Genomic DNA, 20,020 nt, shown 5'->3' with positions numbered 1-20,020 from the left:
GTGTCCGCACCGCCAGCCCGAACCCGTCCCTGCCCGAGAGGTCAGCGTGCCCCCCTCGCAGCACTCCGCCCGTCCGTCCCGGACCCACGGGAGGGAGGGCGGAAGGCCGCAGCGGAGAGGGTTCCGCGACGACATCCAGGGTGTCCGCGCGCTGGCCGTGCTGGCGATCATGCTCTACCACGCGGGGCTGAGCCCCTACCCCGGCGGCTTCGTCACCCTCGACGTCTTCTTCGTCGTCTCGGGCTTCCTGATCACCCACCTCCTGCTCAAGGAGGTCGACCGCGACGGGTCGGTGTCGCTGGTCACGTTCTACGCCCGGCGGGCCCGGCGCATCCTGCCCGCGGCGTCCGTGGTCACGATCGCCACGCTGGCGGCGTCGGCGATCTGGCTCGGGGTCGTCGAGGCCAAGGACGCCGCGACCGACGCGCTGTGGACCGCGTTCTTCGCCGCCAACATCCGCTTCGCCAGCGAGCAGACCGACTACTTCGCGCAGGACACCGCGGCCTCGCCGTTCCAGCACTTCTGGTCGCTCGCGGTCGAGGAGCAGTTCTACCTCGCGTTGCCGCTGCTGGTCGTGCTCGCCGCCTGGTGGGCGTCGCGGCGGGCCGGGTCGGTCCGCGCGCGGGCGGCGGTCGTGCTGGGCACGATGACCGCGGCGAGCCTCGCCTGGTCGGTGCACGCCTCTACGACGAGCCCGGAGACGGCGTACTTCTCCACCTTCACCCGCACCTGGGAGTTCGGGATCGGCGCGCTGCTCGCGATCGTCGCGCCGTGGCTGGTGCGGGCGCTGGGCGCCCGCGACCGCAGCCTGCTGGCCGCGACCGGCCTGGCCGCGATCGTCGTCGCCTGCTTCACCACGACCGAGGAGGCGGCGTTCCCGGGGTACGTCGCGCTGCTGCCGGTCCTCGGCACGGGCGCCGTCATGGTCGCCGGCGCCGAGTGGTCGGGGCGCCCGCCGCTGGTGCAGCGGATGCTCGGGATCGCGCCGCTGCGGTGGGTCGGCGACGCGTCGTACTCCCTCTACCTCTGGCACTGGCCGGTCTTCCTCATCGCCACCCAGCACGTCGGCCGCGACCTGAGCCTGCGCGGCACGGCCGCGGCGGTGCTGGTGACGTTCGCGCTGTCGTGGGCGACCTACCGCTTCGTCGAGACGCCGTTCCGCACGCTGTCGTGGACGCCGCGGCGGACGCTGCGGCTCTACCCGGCCTCCGTCGGCCTGGTGCTCGCGGCCAGCCTCGTCGCCGGCGCCGCCGTCGAGCGCTCGATGGTGCACGACGACGCCCCGCCGATCACCGTCGCCTCCCAGGACGAGGGGCCGACGGGCGAGCGGCTCTCCGACGACCCCGCCGTCGCGCTGGTGCAGGCCAGCGCGCGGGCGGCCAAGGACGGCGAGCCGATCCCCTCCGACCTCCAGCCCGGGCTGCTGGACCTCAAGGGTGACAAGGCCGAGCTGGGGGAGTGCGACTACGGCGCCGCGCCGTGGACGCTGTGCCGTCGCGGCGACACCGACGGCGAGCGGACGATCGTGCTGCTCGGCAACTCCCACGGACGCCACTGGGTGCCGGCCTTCGAGAGGATCGCGGAGCGTGCCGGCTACCGCGCCTACTACCTGGTGAAGTCGGCCTGCACGCCCGCGCGCGTGGTCTCGCTGCACCCGAGGCTCGACGAGCCGTTCGACGAGTGCACCGACTTCAACCGCTGGGCGCTCAACCGGGTCGCCAAGCTGAAGCCCGATCTCGTCGTCGTCACCGGGTCCGCGCCCCGCGGCGTCGTGGTCGACGGCGAGGTGGTCAAGGACCGCGGCGAGATCCTGGACGCGATGGGCCGGGGCTTCGCCGACGTCATCGACGAGGTCCGGCCCCACGCCGGCCAGGTGGCCGTCCTCGGCGACGCCCCCAAGCGGCAGCGCGAGCCCGCCGACTGCCTCGGCCGGCGCGGCGCCACCCTGCAGGACTGCCTCGACGAGCCGGTCGACTCCGCCCGCCAGGTGACGCTCGCCGCGCGCGACGCCGCCCAGGACGCCGGCGTGGACTGGGTCGACCCGCAGCGCTGGTTCTGCGCGGGCGGGGTGTGCCCGGCCGTCGTCGGCGCGACGATCACCATGCGCGACCTGGGGCACCTCACCACGGCGTACTCCGACCAGCTCGGCGAGCCCCTCGGCCGCGCGCTCGGTGTCTGGGACCGGGACTGACGGGCTCGTTGTCCACAGGCTGGGCGGCGTCGGCGGCGTAGTCCGTGACGTTCGGCAGGGATTTCGGCCCGGATCGCCACCCGAACGTCACGGACTACCCCGGCCCCGCGGTCGATGCGTCGTAGCGGAGACCCTCCGGGGTGACCAGCGCGCCGGCCGACGGCTCGTGGAGGGTGGTGCGGCCGTCGTGGGCGAGGTGGTGGACGGGTACGCCGTGGAGCAGCGTGAGCGCGTCGGCGACCATCCGCCGGTGGCAGCGCCACCACAGCGACTCGCTGCACATGATCGCGGTCGTGCCCGCGGCTGCGCCAGAGAGCAGCTCGTCGAGGCCGGCGCGGAACTCGTCGGTGCGCATGTGCGCGGCGTACCCCCGGAACGCGGTGACCCGCCACCAGCCGTCGACCGCGGGGTCCTGGCCCTTCGGGACGCTGCGGCGCCCGCCGAGGCGGGGCTCCCACGCGTAGTCGATCCCGGCGGCCGGCACCCACTGCTCCATCGCGTCGCGCGAGACGTCCGGGTTGCGGCGGCTGCCGGGGAAGCGGCGCACGTCGACGAGCCGGTCGACATCGGCGCTCAGCAGGAGGTCGCGGAGGCCGTCGCGGTCCGCGGTGCCGTGTCCGACGGTGAGCAGCTGCGGCATGTGGGCCCGGTGCCCCACCGCCGCTGAGGCACGCTGGGGGCATGGACGGGCTGCTCGGCTCCGCTGCGCTGGACGGTGCGGTCGTCGCGGGCGTCGACGGTTCGACCCAGGCCGACGAGGCGCTGCTGTGGGCGGCCGAGCAGGCCGTGCTCGAGGGGCGGCGGCTGGTGGTGCTCCACGCGGCCGACGCCGGCACCGCCTTCGCCTCGGCCTGGGCGGGCGTGCCCGGCAGCGCCCCGGAGGCGCTGCTGCAGGAGCTGGAGGAGCACTCGCGCGGGTTCGTCGTGCGGGCGGCGAGCTCGGTGGCCGACCTGGTGCCGGGCGTCGAGGTGCTGACCGCGGTCGGTCGGAACGACGCCCGCCAGGCGCTGCTCGCCTGCGCCCGGCACGCCGCGCTGCTGGTCGTCGGGTCGCGCGGTCGCGGGCCGGTGCGGACGCTGCTGCTCGGGTCGGTGAGCGCCGGGGTGGCCCGCCACGCGACGTGCCCGGTGGTGGTCGTCCGGCCCTGGTGCGGCGGCCCGGCGCGGACGCCGCGGACGGGAGTGACCGTGGCCCACCACCCCGCTCTGCTCGGCCCGTGCACCGTCGAGCGGGCCCTGCTCCACGCCCGGGTCCGCGACCTGCCCGTGACCGTGCTGCACCGTCCGCAGGACGACCCGTCGGCGCTCCTGCCCGCGGGCAGCCACCGTGGTGTCGCGGTCCGCCACCGGGCGGTCGACCGGGACCTCGTGCACGCGCTGCAGGACGCCAGCGGCACGAGCCACCTCGTGCTGGTCGGTGCGGCGAAGGAGCCCCGGGCCGCGCGCGGTCCGCGGGCCGCGCTCGCCGTGGTCGAGCACGCGAACGGTCCGGTCTGCGTCGTGCCGGAGCGGTAGCCGGCGGCGTACCGTGGAGCCTCGCCGTCGTCGGAAGGACCCCCTCGTGCGAGCCGTGCTCCGACCTCTGCTCATCGCCGGTGGCCTCGTCGTGGCCGCAATCTCGAACGCGCCGGTCGCGGTGTCCGCGGTGCCTGCGGGTGCCGCTTCGGCTCCGCCCTGCTTCGGGCTCGCGCCGACCGTCGTCGCCGAGCCCGGGACCACCGAGGTGGTCGGCACCGAGGGGGACGACGTCGTGGTCGTCTCGGACGTGTCGCGGGTGATCACGCTCGGTGGCGACGACACCGTGTGCGCGACCGGCGCCCGGTGGATCGACGCCGGGGACGGCGACGACCGGGTGCGGCACCGCTCCACCGCCGGAAGCTGGGTGGTGCTCGGCTCGGGGTCCGACCTGTTCGAGGGGTCCGACGCGCGCGACCGGGTCTACGCCGAGCGGTTCGACGGCGAGGACCCCTATCCCGGCGAGGGGCCCGACAACACCGACGTGGTGCGGACGTACGGCGGTCGCGACTCGGTCACGACGATGGCCGGCCCGCAGGGACCGGACCGGGACCGGGTGTCCCTCGGCGACGGCGACGACACCGTCACGGCGTACGGGCTCGCACCCGGGGACGACCGGCGGCTGCGAGGTGGCGCCGGCCGGGACACCGTCGTGCTCACCGCAGCCGGCGCTGCGGGGAGCGAGCTCGTCGTCGACCTCGAGGACGGCCGGGCCCGGCTCGACGGGGAGACGGTCGCGGTCGCCGACGCGTTCGAGGACGTCGTCGGGCGGGCCGGATCGGCCGACCTCACCGTGCTCGGCACGGACGGGCCGAACGCGATCTCCGTGGTGGGCTCCGCCGCGGTCGACGCGCGTGGTGGCCGGGACCGGATCACGCTGCACGGCGACCCGCGGTCCGTGCGCGGCGGGCCGGGGATCGACCACGTCGAGGTGCAGGGGTACGCCGACCTCGAGGACCTGCCGGTCCGCTACGACCTCCACCGCCGGACCTTCACCAGGAACGGCGCGACCGTGCCGTTCGCCGTCGAGAAGCTCCTGGTCCGGTCCACTGGCGCGCTGCGCGAGGACGTCGTCGTGCTGGGCACCCCGGGCCGTGACGTCGTGGTGATGCGTGCCTGCGGCGGCGTCGTGCGCGGCGCCGGCGGCGACGACGTCCTCCGCTCCCGCGCCGAGCAGTGCGAGGACACCCGCACCGTGCTCCGCGGCGGCCCCGGTGACGACCGGCTCAGCGGCGACGTCGACGGCGAGGTGCTCATCGGCGGCGCCGGCCGCGACCGCGCCGTCGGCGGCGCCGGCACCGACCGCTGCCGGGCCGAGATCGAGCGGGAGTGCGAGCTCGAGTGAGTGCTCGTCCGGGGTCCTCAGTCGTTCCGCCCCGAAGTCTTAACTTCCGCCGTAGCCTCCCCGCATGTCCGAGGAGACCTGGCACGAGGCCCGACTCATCCCGACCTCCGGCATCAGTGGGGCCGAGGAGCAGGAACGGCGTGCGACATCAGCCGTGCTCGCCGTGATGAGCGTCGTCAAGGAGTTCAGCAAGGCGCTGCTCGGTCCTCTCGGTGCGCCGGCCGGCAACGTCGACACCTTCATCGAGGTGCCGTTCATGCTGGGGGAGAAGCGGTGCTACCCGGACGGCCTGATCCGAGTCAGCCGAGGTGCCCGGTCCTGGACGGCGCTCGTCGAGGTCAAGACCGGCAAGAACGAGCTGCAGACCGAACAGCTCGAGAACTACCTGGACGTGGCGCGGGAACAGGGCTTCGACGCGCTGGTCACCATCAGCAACGAGATCCCGAGCATCGCGGGGCAGCACCCGACCAAGGTGGACAGGCGGAAGCTCAAGAAGGTCGACATCCACCACTGGTCCTGGTCGCAGGTGCTGTCGACCGCAGTCGTCCAGAAGGAGCACCGAGGTGTTTCCGACCCGGAGCAGGCCTGGATCCTCGGCGAGCTCATCCGATACCTCGAGCACCCGAGGTCCGGCGCCATGGAGTTCGAGGACATGGGTGCCAACTGGGGCGCCGTGCGGGACGCGGTCGTCGCCGGCACGCTGCGCGCGTCCGACCGGACGGCGCCGGAAGTGGCGGCTCGCTTCGATGCGCTGCTCCAGTACGTCAGCCTCCGGCTGGGCCGTCAGCTCGGCACCGAGATCCTGCCGGTCCTGACCCGCAAGGAGCAGGCCGAGCCCGCGCTGCGTTCGCAGAGCCTGCTCACGCGGATGGTCGACCAGGCCGAGCTGGCCGGAGCCATCCGGATCCCCAACGCGGTGGCACCGATCCACGTCGTTGCCGACCTACGTGCGGGCAGGGTCACCTGCCATGTCGACGTGGACGCCCCACGGGAGGGCCGCCCCACCACCAGGGTCAACTGGCTGCTCCGGCAGCTCAAGCACGCGCCCGACTCGACGAGGGTCGAGGCGTTCGTCGCCAACGCACGTGGCAGCAGCGCTGCCGAGCTCCTGGGGAAGGTACGCGAGGACCCGGCCGTGCTCGTCACCGATCCGAAGAAGGACATCCGCTCGTTCCGAGTTGCGTTGTCGGTGCCCATGGGCGTGAAGCGAGGCCGGGGGCGCGGAGCCTTCATCGACTCCGTCATCGACCTGGTGGACTCCTTCTACGGTGATGTCGTCCAGCACCTGAAGGCGTGGTCACCCGCAGCGCCGAAGCTGCGCGAAGCAGCCTCGGCTCCGGACGACAAGCCGGCCCTGAGCTCGACGGCACTCTCGTCACAGGACGGGCCGGAGACCGACTGACGGGTGCCCGGCGGCGTACCCTCCGGGCATGCACCGGATCTACACCACCAGCGTCGCGTCGGTGTACCCGCTCTACGTCACGAAGGTCGAGCGCAAGGGGCGGACGAAGGCCGAGCTCGACGCGGTGATCGAGTGGCTGACCGGCTTCGACGAGGCCGAGGTGGCCCGGCACCTGGAGGCGGGGACGACGTTCGAGGAGTTCTTCGCCGCGGCCGAGCTCAACCCGCTGGTCTCGGAGATCACGGGGTCGGTGTGCGGGGTGAAGGTGCAAGAGGTCGAGGACCCGTTGATGCGACGCATCCGCTACCTCGACAAGCTCGTCGACGAGCTCGCGCGCGGCAAGGCGCTCGAGAAGGTCCTGCGGTCCTGACGCTCAGGCGCGGGGGATCGGGTCGGTGACGCCAGTGACGTCGGTGGTGCCCGTGGGTCCGCGCAGGTAGTGGCGACCGTGGGGGTCGGTCCACAGGTGGACCCCGGGATCGGTCACGGGGTCGAGCGGCCGGTAGCGCCATCGCGCGTGGGTCTTGAGCCGGTGGTGGCGGCGGCACAGCGGGGCGAGGTTGTGGGCGCAGGTCGCGCCGCCGGCGCCGTGCGGGTGGATGTGGTCGCAGTCGCAGGCCGCCGCCCGACGGGTGCACCACGGGAAGACGCACTGCGGTTCGCGGAGGGCGACCTGGTCGCGGAGCCGGTCGGGCACCTCGTACTGCTCGGCGTGGACGTGCGCGGCGAGGTCGAGGACGGGCTGGACGACCAGGTGGGTGTCCTCCCGGCCGCACCACGAGCGGATGACCTGCTCCAGCTCGGGGCGGCCGGTGGTCTGGTTGCGCCCGACGGGCTCGAGGCCGCAGAGGCCGGCGTCGGTGAGGTGGAGGTAGAGCACGGTCTTGCTGCTGGGTCGCGACGGCCGGTCACCGTCGAGCAGGGCGGTGGCCGCTGCGGGGTCCGCGAGGACGCCGACCGCCATCGAGCGGCGCACGTCGAGGGACAGCCCGTGGCCGGCCCGGCCCTCCTCGGCGAGGACGACCGCCAGGCGGGAAACGGTCGCGTCGAGGTCGTGGAGGTCCTTCCAATCGCCGCGGACGACCAGCTCGGCGATGCCGGTGTGGTTGAGGGTGCGCTCGTCGAGACGGACGTACCGGCTGTCCAGCGCGGCGAGCTGGGCCAGCTCGCGCTCCTCGGCGTGGAGGCGGAGCAGCGCCTCGTCGACGACCCGGTCGAGCCGGACGGCCCCGATGGTGCCGGCGACGGGTGCGACGTGGGTGTCGACGTACGTCGTGACGTCGTCGGGCCGGCCGAGCACGGCCTGCGCGATGCGGCGGGCGCGCCAGGCGGTGACCTCGCCGGCCAGCGTGCGCGCCCACACCCGCGGCATGCGGTGCCGCAGGGTGAGGGCGTCGCGGATGAGGGACTGACCGGCATCGGTCGTCATCGCGTTGGCGGCGGCGAAGGCGGCGGGGGCGTCCCACCGCACCAGCGGCAGGCCGGCCAGCTCGTCACCGACGAGCTCCGCCTCGGGGTCGTCGTCCGCACCGTCCGTCGGTGCTGCCTCGTCGACGCACCCGGGGATGCCGGGCACGCTCCAGGCCTCCTGCCCCGGCAGCACCGGGTGGGCGTGCGCCCACTCGACCGCGAGCACCAGGACCTCCACCTCGGCCGCGTCGGCGGCCCGTCGCGCCGCACGCAGCCGGGCCAGCACGGCGCCGGGCGTCACGTCGACGTCGGCCACGGAGGCGACGTCGCGCGTAGCGGGGATATCGGTCGAGGACATGGCCTTATGCTAGTCGAACACACGTACGAATAGAAGAGATGTGCACAGGTCGGGAACCGACTCCCACCCGCGGACAAGTAGAGGCATGAGCAACGAGAGCGAGGCCGATCCGCGGCGTGTGCGGCGGGCGCTGAGAGAGGGCGACGACGAGGCGTTCGCGGACCTCTTCCGCACCCACGTCGACGCCGTCTTCACCCTGGCCCACCGCCTGACCGGCAGCTGGAGCGCGGCGCAGGACGTCACCTCCGAGACGTTCCTCGCCGCGTGGCGGGGCCGCGACCGGATCGCCGACGACGACCGACCGCTGCGGCCCTGGCTGCTGGGCATCACCGCCCACCAGGCCATGAACGTACGCCGCGGCGCGCGGCGGCGGCTCGGCTTCCTGGCCCGTCGTCCCGGGCCGGGCGTGGTCGAGGACTTCGCCGACGAGGCGGCCAGCCGGATCGACGACGCCGCCACGCTGGCCCGTACCGCCGAGGCGGTCCGCCTGCTGCCGCCGCGGGAGGCCGCCGTGCTGGGGCTGTGCGTGTGGTCGGGACTGAGCTACGCGGAGGCGGCCGAGGCGCTCGGCGTCCCCGTCGGGACCGTGCGGTCACGGCTCGCCCGCGCCCGCGCCCGGCTGCGGGAGCTCACCGAGCCGCCGGGGGAGCCGGGCGCCACTTCCGACCACGCAACAGGTGAGACCCGCGAGACCCGCGAGACCCGCGAGACCCGAGGAGCCCGACGATGAACCAGCCCGAGCACACGCCGGCGGACCGCCACGACCGCACCCTGCTCGCGCTGCGCGAGCAGCTCCCGCCCCCGCGGCCGATCACGTTGTCCGACGACCACCGCCGGGCGCTGCAGCGGCGCACGCTCGCCGCCGCACGGCGTACGGACCGGCGCCGCGAGGTGGTCCGCACCGTGGCCCCGGCCGGGCTCGTCGTGGCCTGCCTGGCCACCGCCGTCGCACTGCTGGCGACGACCCTGCTCGGCGGCGCCGAGCCCGGACCGACGGACGGCCCTCGGCCGGTAGCGGCCGCGCCGGCGGCGGCCTCGCGGCTGCAGGCGATCGCCGCGGTGGCCGGGCGGGCCCCGACGCCCGCGGTGGGCGACGACCAGTTCGTCTACGTCCGCAGCGCGGTGGTGTCCAACGAGGCGGCGCTCGGCGAGGCCCCCGACCTCGGCGCCGTGCACGAGCGGGAGATCTGGCTCGCGCAGGACCCGGACGCCCACGGCAGCCGGGGGAGCCTCATCCGGGAGGACGGGCAGGACTGGCCGATCGTCACGGTCGGGTCCGACCCCGCGGGCGCCCGGCGGCCGACGTACTCCTGGCTCGCCTCGCTGCCCACCGACCCCGACCGTCTGCTCGACGAGCTCGAGGCGCTGGCGGTGCCGGTCGACGGGCAGGAGCCCGAGCAGGCGGTCTTCGACCTGATGACCGGGCTGGTGCGCGAGACGGTGCTGCCGCCGGACCTCGCCGCCGCGCTCTACCGCGCGGCGCGCCTCGTGCCCGGCGTGGTGCTCGAGCGGGGAGCGGAGGACGCGGTCGGACGTCGAGGGGTGGGCATCAGCCGCACCGACGAGCGGTTCCGGTCGCGCACGCTGTGGGTGGTCGACCCCGGCACCGGCGAGCTGCTCGGCACGCGCGACCACCTGCTGGGGCCGGACGGCGAGCCGATGCTCTTTCACGCCACCGCGGTGCTCGAGCGGGCGGTCGTCGACGAGCCCGGTCGTGAGCCCGCCGGGGGCGGTCGCGCCTGACGCGCGCCGGGGCCGCGACCGATGAGGATCGGTCGCGGCGACGGTCGGACCCGCTGACCCGTCCCGAGCACCCCAGGAGCCCCTCGTGCGCACACTGATCGTCACCGCCTTCATGTCCCTCGACGGCGTCATGGAGGCGCCCGGGGGTGAGCCGGGCTACCGCAACAGCGGCTGGACCTTCGACGGCATCGCGTTCGACGAGGCGGCGTACGCGCTCAAGGCCCAGGAGCAGGACGAGGCCGGCGCGATGCTGATGGGTCGCCGCAGCTACGAGGCGTTCGCGCCGGTGTGGCCGACGATGACCGAGGAGTTCCCCGGCTACAACGAGATGCCGCGGTACGTCGTCTCCACCACGCTCGACGCCGACGACCCGCGCTGGCCGGCGACCGTGCTGCGCTCGCTCGACGACGTCGCCGCGCTGAAGCAGACCGACGGCGCCCCGATCATCGTCCACGGCAGCGCCACCCTCGGGCACGCCCTGGCCGAGGCGGGCCTCGTCGACCGCTACCACCTGCTCGTCTTCCCCGTGCTCCTCGGCGCCGGCAAGCGGCTCTTCAGCGACGCCGACCGCGACAAGACGCTCCTCAACGTGGTGGACACCGAGTCCTACGGCAACGGGATCGTCAAGGTCGTCGCCGACGTCCGGCGCTGAACCGGCCCGTGTGAGGCTGTCGCTCGCACGCCGTTCGCCACCCAGGGAGACCCGTCATGCCCACGAGCTGGTCGCTGCACCCCGAGGTCGAGCAGCGGCTGGACCCGTCGTGGAAGCGCGCCACGAAGGACAAGGGCAGCGTCTTCGCCGGCACCGACGTCGCGGCGTGGCTGGCCGATCAGGGCGTCGACACCATCACGATCGTCGGCTTCATGACCAACAACTGCGACATCGCCACCGCGGTCCACGCCGAGGAGCTGGGCCTGGCCGCGGAGGTGCTCGGCGACGCCACCGGCGCGATCCACCTGGCCAACGAGGTCGGGCAAGTCTCCGCCGAGCAGCTGCACCAGACCCTGCTGGTGCTGCTGCACTCCAACTTCGCGGCCGTCGCCTCCACCGAGGCCTGGACCGCGGCCGTCACCGCCGGCGAGGCGCTCCCGAAGAGCGACCTCGGCACCTCCGCGACCCGGGGCCGCGCCGCGTTCGGCGGCTGACCCGCGTCGAGCGAGGGGGCCGGCTCAGGCGCTCGCCTCGGTCAGGGTCACCGGCGGCAGCCAGTCGGCCCCGAGGAGCTCCGCGAGGTCGGCCAGGCCGGTGGTGTCGCTGCCGACGGTGTCGGAGGCCGCCGCGATCCGCTCGACCATGACCTTGCCGACCTGCTCCTCGACCGTCCCCTCGGCGTACGCGATGTGCCACGGCGAGACCTGGTGGTCGCGGTGCGTGCGGCCGGTGACCTGACGTCCGGCGATGCCGGAGAAGCGGGCCTGGTGGAAGACGCCGACCCGGGGGTCGGTGCTCGCCCGTCGGCCGTCGGCGAGCGTCTCGCCGGCGTGCAGGCTGATCGAGGCGACGGTGGTGAAGACGCAGACCTTCGCCTCCCCGGTCTGGAAGCGGAGCCGCTCGGCCTCGACGTCGAACCGGTCGCGGCCGTAGATCGTGGCCACCTCGATGCCGGCGTCGCGCAGCCGGTCGGCGATGGGGTCGGCGGCGGTCGCGACGAACTCGACCGAGCACGCCACCTGCCGCTCGGCCTCCACCTGCTGGGCGATCCAGGCGACGGTGGAGTCGACGCGGATCAGCCCGGCCTTCTGCCGGAAGCGCAGCAGCGCGGCCCGCCCCTTCGCGACGTTGCGACCGCGCCGGGCGATGTCCATCTCCCGGCAGAACTCGCCCCACTCCGCTTCGTACGCCGCTCGCTCGGCCGGCGTGAGCGCCACCGGCATGCCGGAGATCGGCACCGGCCCCCACGGCGCGGCCCGGTGCAGCATCGCCGGGGGCCGGTCGTCCGCGAGCCAGCCGCGCACGAGCGCGAGGTCCGCGGCGCGCCGGGCCGGGTCGGTGGTCCACCCGGCGCCGTACCGTCCCTGCTCGACCCCGACCCCGTGCCGCTCCAGCGCGGCGGCGAACGTGGCCCCGGGCTGCGTCGCGGACGTCCACTCCCGCATCGGCTCGCCGAGCCGCTGGGCGTAGGCCGGCGCGAGGTAGGGCAGCTCGAGCGGGGTGTGCCCCGGCGTCGCGGTCGTGGCGATGACGAACGACGCCTTGTCGTGCGGCCGCCCGTGCCCAGAGACCTTCGACCACAGCTTCCACCGCTTGGTCGTGGTGCGCCGCAGGGCGTGCGCCTCGTCGGCGATGATCACGTCCCAGTCGTGGTCGGTGACCTTGTCCAGCCGGTCCCAGGTGATGACGACCCACTCCAGACCGCCGTCGCCGAGCGCCGTGATCGTGCGGCACCAGTGACCGATCGTGATCGCGGCGGGCCGGTCGGCCACCACCAGGACCCGCTGTGCCCCGCGGAGGTCACCGACCGCCTGGGCGCCGAGGACGGCGGAGATCGTCTTGCCCACGCCGGGCTCGTCGGCCAGCAGGAACAGCCGTCCGCCCGCCGCGGCCCGCTCCGCGATCGCGTCGGCCGCCTCGAACTGGATCCGCCGCGGCTCCAGCGCCTCGCTCGGCTCCGGGTTCGGCGTCGGGTCGTCGGGGTTGAGGGTGTTCTCGAGGAACCGCCCGAGCGTGTGCGGGCCGGGGGAGTACGCCGCCAGGTGCGCCGGCAGCGCCCGCCCGACGTGCAGGTGCATCCTGACCGCCGGGTGCCAGGCCGCGCCGTCGACCTGTGTCCCGTACGGCACGTCGAGCACCCACACCCGCTCGCCCGGCCCCGCCACCGGCAACGGCCGCTCCGCCTGCCGCGACCCGCTCCGCCGCTTCGTGGTCGACCGCGGGGAGGACCTGCGCCCGCGCGCACCGGATCGTCGCGAGCTGGCCACCCCCGGACGCTATCCGGGTCGGCCCCTCCTGCTGCGGAGCCGCTCCCGGGACCGGTCGGTCATCACGCTGGCTCGGCTGCCGGTCAGGGATCCGGTCGGGGACCAGGTCAGGGTGTCGAGAGTGTCAGGTCGATCTCCCGGAGTCTCCCGTGATCGTCAGCGGCTAGCACCAGCGCGAAGTCGCTGGCGCACGTGCGCCAGTCCGGGCTGGGCCTGAGGACCACACGGCGGCCGGGCGGCAGCGGGCCCGTCCTCGTGGCGGCACACGTGACCTCGCTGTACTCGGCCGAGTAGACCAGCGGGGTGTCGTTCACGACGGCGCTCGTGATGGGACCGCGGAGGTCCACCGGGCACGACGAAGCCCCGTACACGTCCCGGTCGGCCGGACAGATCTGCCAGATCCTCCGCTGCGACAGGGCGGCGGCCATGTCATCGACCGAGACGACTGGTTCGCCGCCCAGGGACATCGAGACCGACTCCCCGTGCGGGAAGGACCTCGAGTCGCCCAGGATCTCAAAGCCGCGTACGACCACGCCGCGACAGACGACGCGAAGGCGGTGCCTTCCAAGCGGTCCAGTTCGGCGAGGACAGGCCCGAAAACTTCCTGGCGCGTTCGTCAGCCTCCATCACAGACGCTTCACAGTGTCGGGCCAGCGCCGGGACAGGGCGGCGGCCCACCGTGGGGACTCGCCAATCTCCAGTGAAGGAAACCTCGGATGACCACCACGTACCTGCTCGCCGCGGCCGATGCCGTCGCCGTCGCCGTCCTGGCCCTCGCCGTCTACTTCCCGCGTCACCGTCGTGCCGACCTGGTCACAGCGTTCCTCGCGGTGAACGTAGGCGTCCTGGCCGTCACGATCGCCCTGTCCAGCAGCGCCGCCACCGTCGGTCTGGGGCTCGGTCTGTTCGGGGTCCTCTCGATCATCCGGCTGCGTTCGACCGAGCTCGGGCAGCACGAGATCGCCTACTACTTTGCGTCCCTCGCACTGGGCCTTCTCGGGGGCCTTGGCACCGGTGACCCGGCGTTGGCCGTGACCCTGATGGGGCTCCTGGTCGCGGTCGTCGCGATCGCCGACACCACCGCCCTCCAGCGCGGCGCCCGCCAGCAGGTCGTGGTCCTCGATTCCGCGATCACCGATGAGTCGAACTTGGTGCAGCGCCTTGAGCTGGTCCTTGGTGCGCGGGTCCATCGGGCCATCCCGCTGCGCGTCGACCTCGTCAACGACTCGACGACCGTGGACGTGCGCTATGCCCAGCAGGCCTCGCGGGACTCAATGCCGGAGTCGGAACGCGTCACCAGCACCGCGCCGACCGTCGCTGTCCGCTGACATGGACGACCTCGCCGGGCTCCCAGCCATCGATCTCGACTCACTCAACGCCACCGCGGAGTTGCTTGTCCGGACCGATCGGAAGTACGTCGTCCCCCAGCACGACCTTCGTGGCTTGCTACGGGGCCTTCCTGGCCTCCGCGTGCTCGAGATCGACGGCCGCCGGGCCTCGACCTACGAGTCCACCTACTTCGACACGACCGAGCTGACGAGCTGGGCCGCGTCTGCTCATCCCCGCCGTCGCCGCTGGAAGGTCCGCACCCGCGTCTATGCCGACACCGGCGAGTGCTGGCTGGAGGTCAAGACCCGAGGCGGCCGGGGGGAGACCGTCAAGGAGCGGATGCCCTACGACGCATCGTCGCGCGACGACATCGGCGACGAAGCAGCGATGTGGTTGTCGGCCCGGCTAGGCGCTGGAGGAAGCGTCCGGATCAACGTGCACGGCCTCGTCCCGACCCTGCGCACCTCGTACCAGCGGTCGACCATCTTGCTCCCGGACGGCGCAGGCCGGGCGACGATCGACCGTCGTCTGGTGTGGTCCTCGCCATTCGGTCGTGCTGCACTCGACGCCGCGTCCGTCGTGGAGTCCAAGACCCCACCGGGCGCGGCCGGCCCGCTCGACCGCCACATGTGGGGACTCGGGCACCGCCCCAGACGAATCTCCAAGTACGGAACAGGGCTGGCACTGCTGACACCCGAGCTCCCCGCCAACCGCTGGCACCGCGTGATCACCCGCGACCTCGCGGCCAACCTAACCATCACCCGGGACATCCCGGCCTGAGGTGCCCCCGGCCTGTCGGTCGTCGAGGGCCGCGGGCCGAGGGATGGCGGCGCCCGAGACGCTCCGCGCGTCACCGTGTGCGGCGGACCCGGTCACGAGGCCCGCAATGCTGTCGCCGCGGCGACGATCCGGTCCGGTCTCTGACACCTCTCGGGGTTCTGTGCGGCCCGACCCACTCGCTCGTCGGCGGTCGCCGAGGGTCGGAGGCACCCCTCCCGAGCTACCCGTGCCGTTCCGGCCAGGGCTCACAGAACACTCACAAGGTCATGCCACCTCAGCGAAAGAACCGCCGACCAGAGTCCTCAGCACCGGGCACCACTGCCCACCGCAAGCCCCACACCAGAAAGGCAACATCGTGCGACATCTCCGACTCCGCCGGGCTCTGGCCGCCACCGCGGCCACCGCTCTGCTCGCCGGTTGCAGTACTTCAACCACGGCTGACCTCACCACGACCTCCGCCGACTCCAGCACGTCCTCGGTCGCCGTCAGCGACGCGACCACCGTGACCGACGCGCTCAGCGGCAACGTCGAGGTCGAGACCGGTGACACGTCCTACGACGAGTCCGAGGTGGTCGACGTGACCCTCTCCGGAGGCGCAGCGGAAACGGACAGCGAAGCTGTCAGCTCCGAGGACGGCACCGTCACCATCAACGCCCCCGGAACCTACCGGCTCAGCGGCGAGCTCGACGGCCAGCTCGTCGTCGACAGTGCGGGCGACGGCGTCGTACGCCTGGTCCTCGACGACGTCTCCATTTCCTCGGAGTCCACTTCAGCCGTCAACGTCGTGGGCGCCGAGTCGGTGACAGTCGTGCTCGCGGAGGGCAGCACCAACACGCTGACCGACGCGACGTCGTACGCCGACACCTCTGAGGATGCCCCCACCGCAGCGCTCCATTCGACCGCTGACCTGACCATCGGCGGAACCGGGGCCCTCGCCGTCACCGGCAACACCAACAACGGCATCGTCGGCAAGGACGGCCTGGTCATCACCGGCGGAACCATCGAGGTCACGTCCGTCGACGACGGCATCATCGGCAAGGACTACCTCGCGATCAGCGGCGGAGACATCGCCGTCGACGCCGTGGACGACGGCATCAAGTCCGACAACACCACCGACCCCGGGTCCGGGTTCGTCCTGGTCGAAGGTGGCTCCGTCGAGGTCAGCTCCCAGGACGACGGCATCAAGGGCGTCCAGGTGCTCGTGGCCGGCGGCACGATCGACGTCGCCGGCTCCACCGAAGCCATGGAGGGTTCGCTGATCATCATCGACGGCGGCGACATCGAGCTGCACTCCGCCGACGACGGCGTCAACGTCGCCACCTCCGACGACAGCGCCAGCACCGACGGCAGCGGCGGCCCCCCGGACGCGGGGGGTGGCGGCGGCTCCATGGCGACCGACGACTCGCTCAACCTCGTCGTCAACGGCGGCACCCTCGAGGTCTGGGCAAGCGGTGACGGGCTGGATTCCAACGGCAACGCCGTCATCGCCGGCGGCGACATCACCGTCTACGGCCCGACGAGCGACGGGAACGGCGCAGTGGACGTCAACGGGACGTTCGACGTGTCCGGCGGCACCCTCCTCGCCACCGGCAGCGCCGGGATGATGGTCGCCCCGTCCCCCGACTCGCCGCAGGCGTGGGTCTCCACCGCCCTGCCCGGCGCCGCGGCAGCCGGTTCCGAGGTTGTCATCACCGCAGCCGACGGCACCCAGATTGCGTCCTACACGGTCGAGAAGGACTTCGCCTCGGTCACCTTCTCCTCGGCCGACCTCGAGCACGGGGCGACCTACACGGTCACCGTCGACGGCACCGACACCGAGGTCACGGCCGGCGAGGCACCGGCCGGCAGCCACGGACCCATGGGCGGCTGAAGCGCGGACCGCCAGCGCCCTCCACCACCACGACAACGCGAAGGAACCACCATGGATGCACAGCACGACCTCGACACGACGACCCCTCTCACGCCCAACCCCGCCACCAACCCCGCCCCCGAAGCTGCAATGGCGACGCGGGGCTGGAAGGAGCGCCTCACCCGCGGCCGCACCCCTGCCCTCGCCGCAGCCACCGCGGCTGCCCTGGTCATTGGGGGCGCGGGGTTCGGCATCGGGTACGCCGTCGCGGACCCGGCCGGAGACGGGACGAACCCGTCGCAGGTGACGGGGACCGGCCAGGACGATCCCAGGTTCGGCGGGCCCCCCGACGGCCGCATGGGTGGCCCTGGTGAACCGATGGGCGGACAGATGGGCGGCTCGACGGACGGCGAGTCCGACCCGGGCTCAGGAGATACCGGACAGGCGCCCGACCTCGACGGCGATGGCCAGCCCGACGCCAGCACCAGCGTCCCCGACGACTCCGAACAACAGAGCTGACCGTCTTGGTCGCCCCCGCCGCCTTGCTGCGGGGGCGGCCGCGCGTCCGCCGGCAGGCTACGAATCCCGCACGTCGCGCCGTCCCGAGGAGACGACGGACCGGTCCGAGAACCACCGGCTGTGCCATCCCGCCGGCCGGGCGGCGTAGATGGTCGACCAGCGCGGCCGCGTGACCCTCGGCGCCGCCATATCGGTTGACTCGGCGTCGCGCCCTCGTTCGACGGCCCGAGGGAAGTCCCGTCCCGGGGCCGTCGTCCATGGGTCTGACGCTGACGCCTGGAATGGACACGCTGTGCCCCCTCACAGCAGACCCACAGGTTGTCGAGCCAGGCTGGTGCCATGGAGACCGCCCGAACTCTGACTCGCCTCGACGGCTCGCCCCTACGGGTGCTGGTCGTCGACGACGAGGTCAATCTCGCTGAGCTGATCGCTATGGCGCTGCGCTACGAGGGCTGGCACGTCGAGATCGCGCACACTGGTGCCAAGGCGGTCAGCACCGCAAAGACGCAGCGTCCCGACGCAGTGGTGCTCGACATGATGCTGCCCGACTTCGACGGCCTCGAGGTGCTGCGGCGGATGCGAGCCACCGCGCCGGATGTCCCCGTCGTCTTCCTGACCGCCCGCGACGCCGTCGAGGACCGGATCGCCGGCCTCACCGCTGGCGGGGACGACTACGTGACCAAGCCCTTCTCGTTGGAGGAGGTGGTCGCCCGGCTCCGGGGCCTCCTGCGACGCGCGGGTGCACAACAGGCGGCGACCTCATCGGTACTGACCGTCGGCGACCTCACCCTCGACGAGGACAGCCACGAGGTACGCCGCGGGGATGAAGAGATCACCCTGACCGCCACCGAGTTCGAGCTGTTGCGCTTCCTCATGCGCAACCCGCGCCGGGTGCTCAGCAAGGCTCAGATCCTCGACCGAGTCTGGAACTACGACTTCGGCGGTCAAGCCAATGTGGTCGAGCTCTACATCTCCTACCTCCGCAAGAAGGTCGACGCTGGACGCATACCGATGATCCACACGATGCGCGGCGCCGGCTACGTCCTCAAGCCCGCCGGATGAGTCCGGTGAGGAGGTATGAGCCCTCTCGGGCGTCTGGTCGACCCAACCGGCGTCCGAGTCTTCCACGCTCGTTGACCGCACGGATCGTGCTCTCTGCAGTCCTGCTCGTCGTCGTCGTCGCGGCCGCGATCGCCGCCGCCACAGCGCTTGGTGTCCGTGGCTACCTGTTGGACCGGCTCGAGGGCGAGGTCCAGCGCTCCGCCCAGCGCGCGCCGGCCGACCTGACTCTGTACGAGCAGGGCGTCGTTCCCGGTCTTGCCGGCAGCCCGGGAGACCGCGGTGGGCCCGACGACGGTCCCGGAGGCCCGCGCATCCAGGACCTGGGCTCACTGACCGCATTCATAGGCGTCACCGGGCAGGAAGACTTCGGTTGGATCCTCACGGAGGGCCAGGCCGGTCAAGGAGGGGCCGAGCTGCTCGGCACCGGCACCGTCGTCCGACTGTCCGAGGTCCCCGCCGACGGCCGCGCCCACCGGGTAGAGGTCGAGGACGGCGACTCCTACCTGGTAGTCGTCACGTCTCTTCCCGGCGGCACCGTGATCTCCGGGCTGCCCACCGATGACGTCGACGACGTGGTGTCCACCATCGTGACGTGGGAGGTGGCTCTGGTGGCCATCGGCGCCGTGGTGGCGCTGGGCGTCGGCCTCGTGGTGGTCAGGCGTCAGCTGCGTCCGCTGCGGAAGGTCGCTGCCACTGCGCACGCCGTCGCCGCCCTGCCTCTGGACACCGGCGACGTCGAGGACTTGCAGGACCGGGTTCCGGCGCACCTACGCGACGGCACGACCGAGGTCGGACAGGTAGGCGCGGCCCTGCACACCCTGCTGTCTCACGTGGAGTCCTCGTTGCGCGCTCGTCACCGCAGCGAGCAGCAGGTCCGACAGTTCGTCGCCGACGCCTCCCACGAGCTGCGCACACCGCTGGCAACGGTCGTTGGCTACACCGAGCTCGCACGTCGTCGCCCCGATGACGTCGAAACCGTTCGCACTGCGCTGGCCAGGGTCGCGGACGAGTCGACCCGCATGACCTCGCTGGTCGAGGACCTCCTCCTCCTCGCTCGCCTCGACGCGGGGCGACCGTTGGCCACCGGAGTTGTCGATCTCACCCGCCTCCTCCTCGAGGTCACCCGGGATGCCCAAGTCCTTGCACCATCGCACCGGTGGCGACTGGAGCTCCCGGATGAGGCGGTCGAGGTGCACGGAGACGAGGAGCGGCTACGTCAGGTGCTCAGCAACCTCGTCACCAACGCGCGGAAACACACTCCGCCAGGAACGACCGTCACCGTGGGCGCCCATGCCGACCACGAGCATGACCGGACCGTCGTGACTGTTCAGGACGACGGGCCGGGCGTTTCACCCGAGCTGACCGCTCACGCCTTCGAGCGCTTCGCGCGAGGTGACAGCTCACGCAATCGCGAAGGTGGCGCCGGCCTCGGCCTCTCGATCGTGCAGGCCATCGTCTCGGCCCACGGCGGCTCGGTGTCATTGTGCAGCGAGCCCGGTCGGACGGTGGTTTCGATCGACCTCCCCGCCGGTTGACGCGAGGCGAGTACTGCCCGCTTCCACCTGACCGGGTCGATGCGCCGCCTGCCGGACACTCGA

Annotated in this window: 19 protein-coding genes; 15 read left to right on the top strand and 4 right to left on the bottom strand. The window is 72.8% G+C overall.

Going from position 1 to position 20,020, the window contains the following annotated elements:
• Positions 1-46 precede the first annotated feature (46 nt).
• Complete coding sequence (locus tag QWY29_RS16620; RefSeq protein WP_300962177.1) at positions 47-2,191, top strand: acyltransferase family protein; 2,145 nt, start codon at positions 47-49, stop codon at positions 2,189-2,191.
• A gap of 94 nt (positions 2,192-2,285) precedes the next feature.
• Here QWY29_RS16620 and QWY29_RS16615 read toward each other — a convergent pair whose 3' ends face one another.
• Positions 2,286-2,831, bottom strand: coding sequence for a DUF488 domain-containing protein (locus QWY29_RS16615; RefSeq protein ID WP_300962175.1), 546 nt, complete (start codon positions 2,829-2,831; stop codon positions 2,286-2,288).
• Between the two features lie 41 nt (positions 2,832-2,872).
• Between QWY29_RS16615 and QWY29_RS16610 the strand changes: the two genes are divergently transcribed.
• From QWY29_RS16610 to QWY29_RS16595, 4 genes are all read left to right on the top strand, one after another.
• Entirely contained in the window at positions 2,873-3,706 is an 834-nt protein-coding gene (locus QWY29_RS16610; RefSeq protein ID WP_300962171.1) for a universal stress protein, read from the top strand.
• 46 nt (positions 3,707-3,752) lie between these two features.
• Entirely contained in the window at positions 3,753-5,051 is a 1,299-nt protein-coding gene (locus QWY29_RS16605; RefSeq protein WP_300962169.1) for a calcium-binding protein, read from the top strand.
• A 256-nt stretch (positions 5,052-5,307) separates the two neighbouring features.
• Positions 5,308-6,453: a hypothetical protein gene (locus QWY29_RS16600; RefSeq protein ID WP_300962297.1), complete on the top strand. Its 1,146-nt coding sequence runs from the start codon at positions 5,308-5,310 to the stop codon at positions 6,451-6,453.
• A gap of 28 nt (positions 6,454-6,481) precedes the next feature.
• A complete protein-coding gene (locus tag QWY29_RS16595; RefSeq protein ID WP_300962167.1) occupies positions 6,482-6,823 on the top strand; it encodes a DUF2200 domain-containing protein in 342 nt (113 codons plus the stop codon).
• 3 nt (positions 6,824-6,826) lie between these two features.
• Here the strand turns inward: QWY29_RS16595 and QWY29_RS16590 are convergent, their stop codons facing one another.
• On the bottom strand, positions 6,827-8,221 hold the full coding sequence (locus tag QWY29_RS16590) for an HNH endonuclease signature motif containing protein (RefSeq protein ID WP_300962165.1): 1,395 nt from the start codon (positions 8,219-8,221) through the stop codon (positions 6,827-6,829).
• A gap of 85 nt (positions 8,222-8,306) precedes the next feature.
• Here QWY29_RS16590 and QWY29_RS16585 point away from each other — a divergent pair, with 85 nt between their 5' ends.
• From QWY29_RS16585 to QWY29_RS16570, 4 genes are all read left to right on the top strand, one after another.
• Positions 8,307-8,951 carry an RNA polymerase sigma factor gene (locus QWY29_RS16585; RefSeq protein ID WP_300962164.1) on the top strand — a complete coding sequence of 215 codons (645 nt, stop codon included), beginning with the start codon at positions 8,307-8,309 and terminating at the stop codon, positions 8,949-8,951.
• On the top strand, positions 8,948-9,964 hold the full coding sequence (locus QWY29_RS16580; RefSeq protein ID WP_300962161.1) for a CU044_5270 family protein: 1,017 nt from the start codon (positions 8,948-8,950) through the stop codon (positions 9,962-9,964). The genes QWY29_RS16585 and QWY29_RS16580 overlap by 4 nt, the downstream gene beginning before the upstream one ends.
• Before the next feature lie 85 nt (positions 9,965-10,049).
• Positions 10,050-10,616, top strand: a complete 567-nt coding sequence (locus QWY29_RS16575; RefSeq protein WP_300962159.1) for a dihydrofolate reductase family protein — start codon at positions 10,050-10,052, stop codon at positions 10,614-10,616.
• Between the two features lie 56 nt (positions 10,617-10,672).
• A complete protein-coding gene (locus QWY29_RS16570; RefSeq protein WP_300962157.1) occupies positions 10,673-11,110 on the top strand; it encodes an isochorismatase family protein in 438 nt (145 codons plus the stop codon).
• A gap of 24 nt (positions 11,111-11,134) precedes the next feature.
• Here the strand turns inward: QWY29_RS16570 and QWY29_RS16565 are convergent, their stop codons facing one another.
• The gene (locus tag QWY29_RS16565) at positions 11,135-12,781 is read right to left on the bottom strand and encodes a DEAD/DEAH box helicase (protein ID WP_300962295.1); all 1,647 of its coding nucleotides are present in this window, start codon (positions 12,779-12,781) and stop codon (positions 11,135-11,137) included.
• Positions 12,782-12,990: 209 nt separating this feature from the next.
• Positions 12,991-13,416, bottom strand: coding sequence for a hypothetical protein (locus tag QWY29_RS16560; protein WP_300962155.1), 426 nt, complete (start codon positions 13,414-13,416; stop codon positions 12,991-12,993).
• A 183-nt stretch (positions 13,417-13,599) separates the two neighbouring features.
• Between QWY29_RS16560 and QWY29_RS16555 the strand changes: the two genes are divergently transcribed.
• The 6 genes from QWY29_RS16555 to QWY29_RS16530 all read left to right on the top strand — a co-directional run bounded on the left by QWY29_RS16555 (position 13,600) and on the right by QWY29_RS16530 (position 19,957).
• Entirely contained in the window at positions 13,600-14,211 is a 612-nt protein-coding gene (locus QWY29_RS16555; protein WP_300962154.1) for a DUF4956 domain-containing protein, read from the top strand.
• Between the two features lies 1 nt (position 14,212).
• Positions 14,213-14,992 carry a polyphosphate polymerase domain-containing protein gene (locus tag QWY29_RS16550; protein WP_300962152.1) on the top strand — a complete coding sequence of 260 codons (780 nt, stop codon included), beginning with the start codon at positions 14,213-14,215 and terminating at the stop codon, positions 14,990-14,992.
• A 355-nt stretch (positions 14,993-15,347) separates the two neighbouring features.
• Entirely contained in the window at positions 15,348-16,862 is a 1,515-nt protein-coding gene (locus tag QWY29_RS16545; protein ID WP_300962151.1) for a carbohydrate-binding domain-containing protein, read from the top strand.
• A 51-nt stretch (positions 16,863-16,913) separates the two neighbouring features.
• Positions 16,914-17,360, top strand: a complete 447-nt coding sequence (locus tag QWY29_RS16540) for a hypothetical protein (protein WP_300962148.1) — start codon at positions 16,914-16,916, stop codon at positions 17,358-17,360.
• Positions 17,361-17,699: 339 nt separating this feature from the next.
• On the top strand, positions 17,700-18,422 hold the full coding sequence (locus QWY29_RS16535) for a response regulator transcription factor (protein ID WP_300962147.1): 723 nt from the start codon (positions 17,700-17,702) through the stop codon (positions 18,420-18,422).
• Between the two features lie 71 nt (positions 18,423-18,493).
• Positions 18,494-19,957 (top strand): sensor histidine kinase, encoded by a 1,464-nt coding sequence (locus QWY29_RS16530; RefSeq protein WP_300962145.1) that lies wholly within the window; start codon positions 18,494-18,496, stop codon positions 19,955-19,957.
• The last annotated feature ends 63 nt before the right edge of the window (positions 19,958-20,020 follow it).

The sequence above is a fragment of the Nocardioides abyssi genome (assembly GCF_030412915.1).
GTDB lineage: Bacteria > Actinomycetota > Actinomycetes > Propionibacteriales > Nocardioidaceae > Nocardioides > Nocardioides abyssi.
The sequence above is the reverse complement of the archived record's forward strand: the minus strand, read 5'-3'. Positions and strand labels throughout refer to the sequence as shown.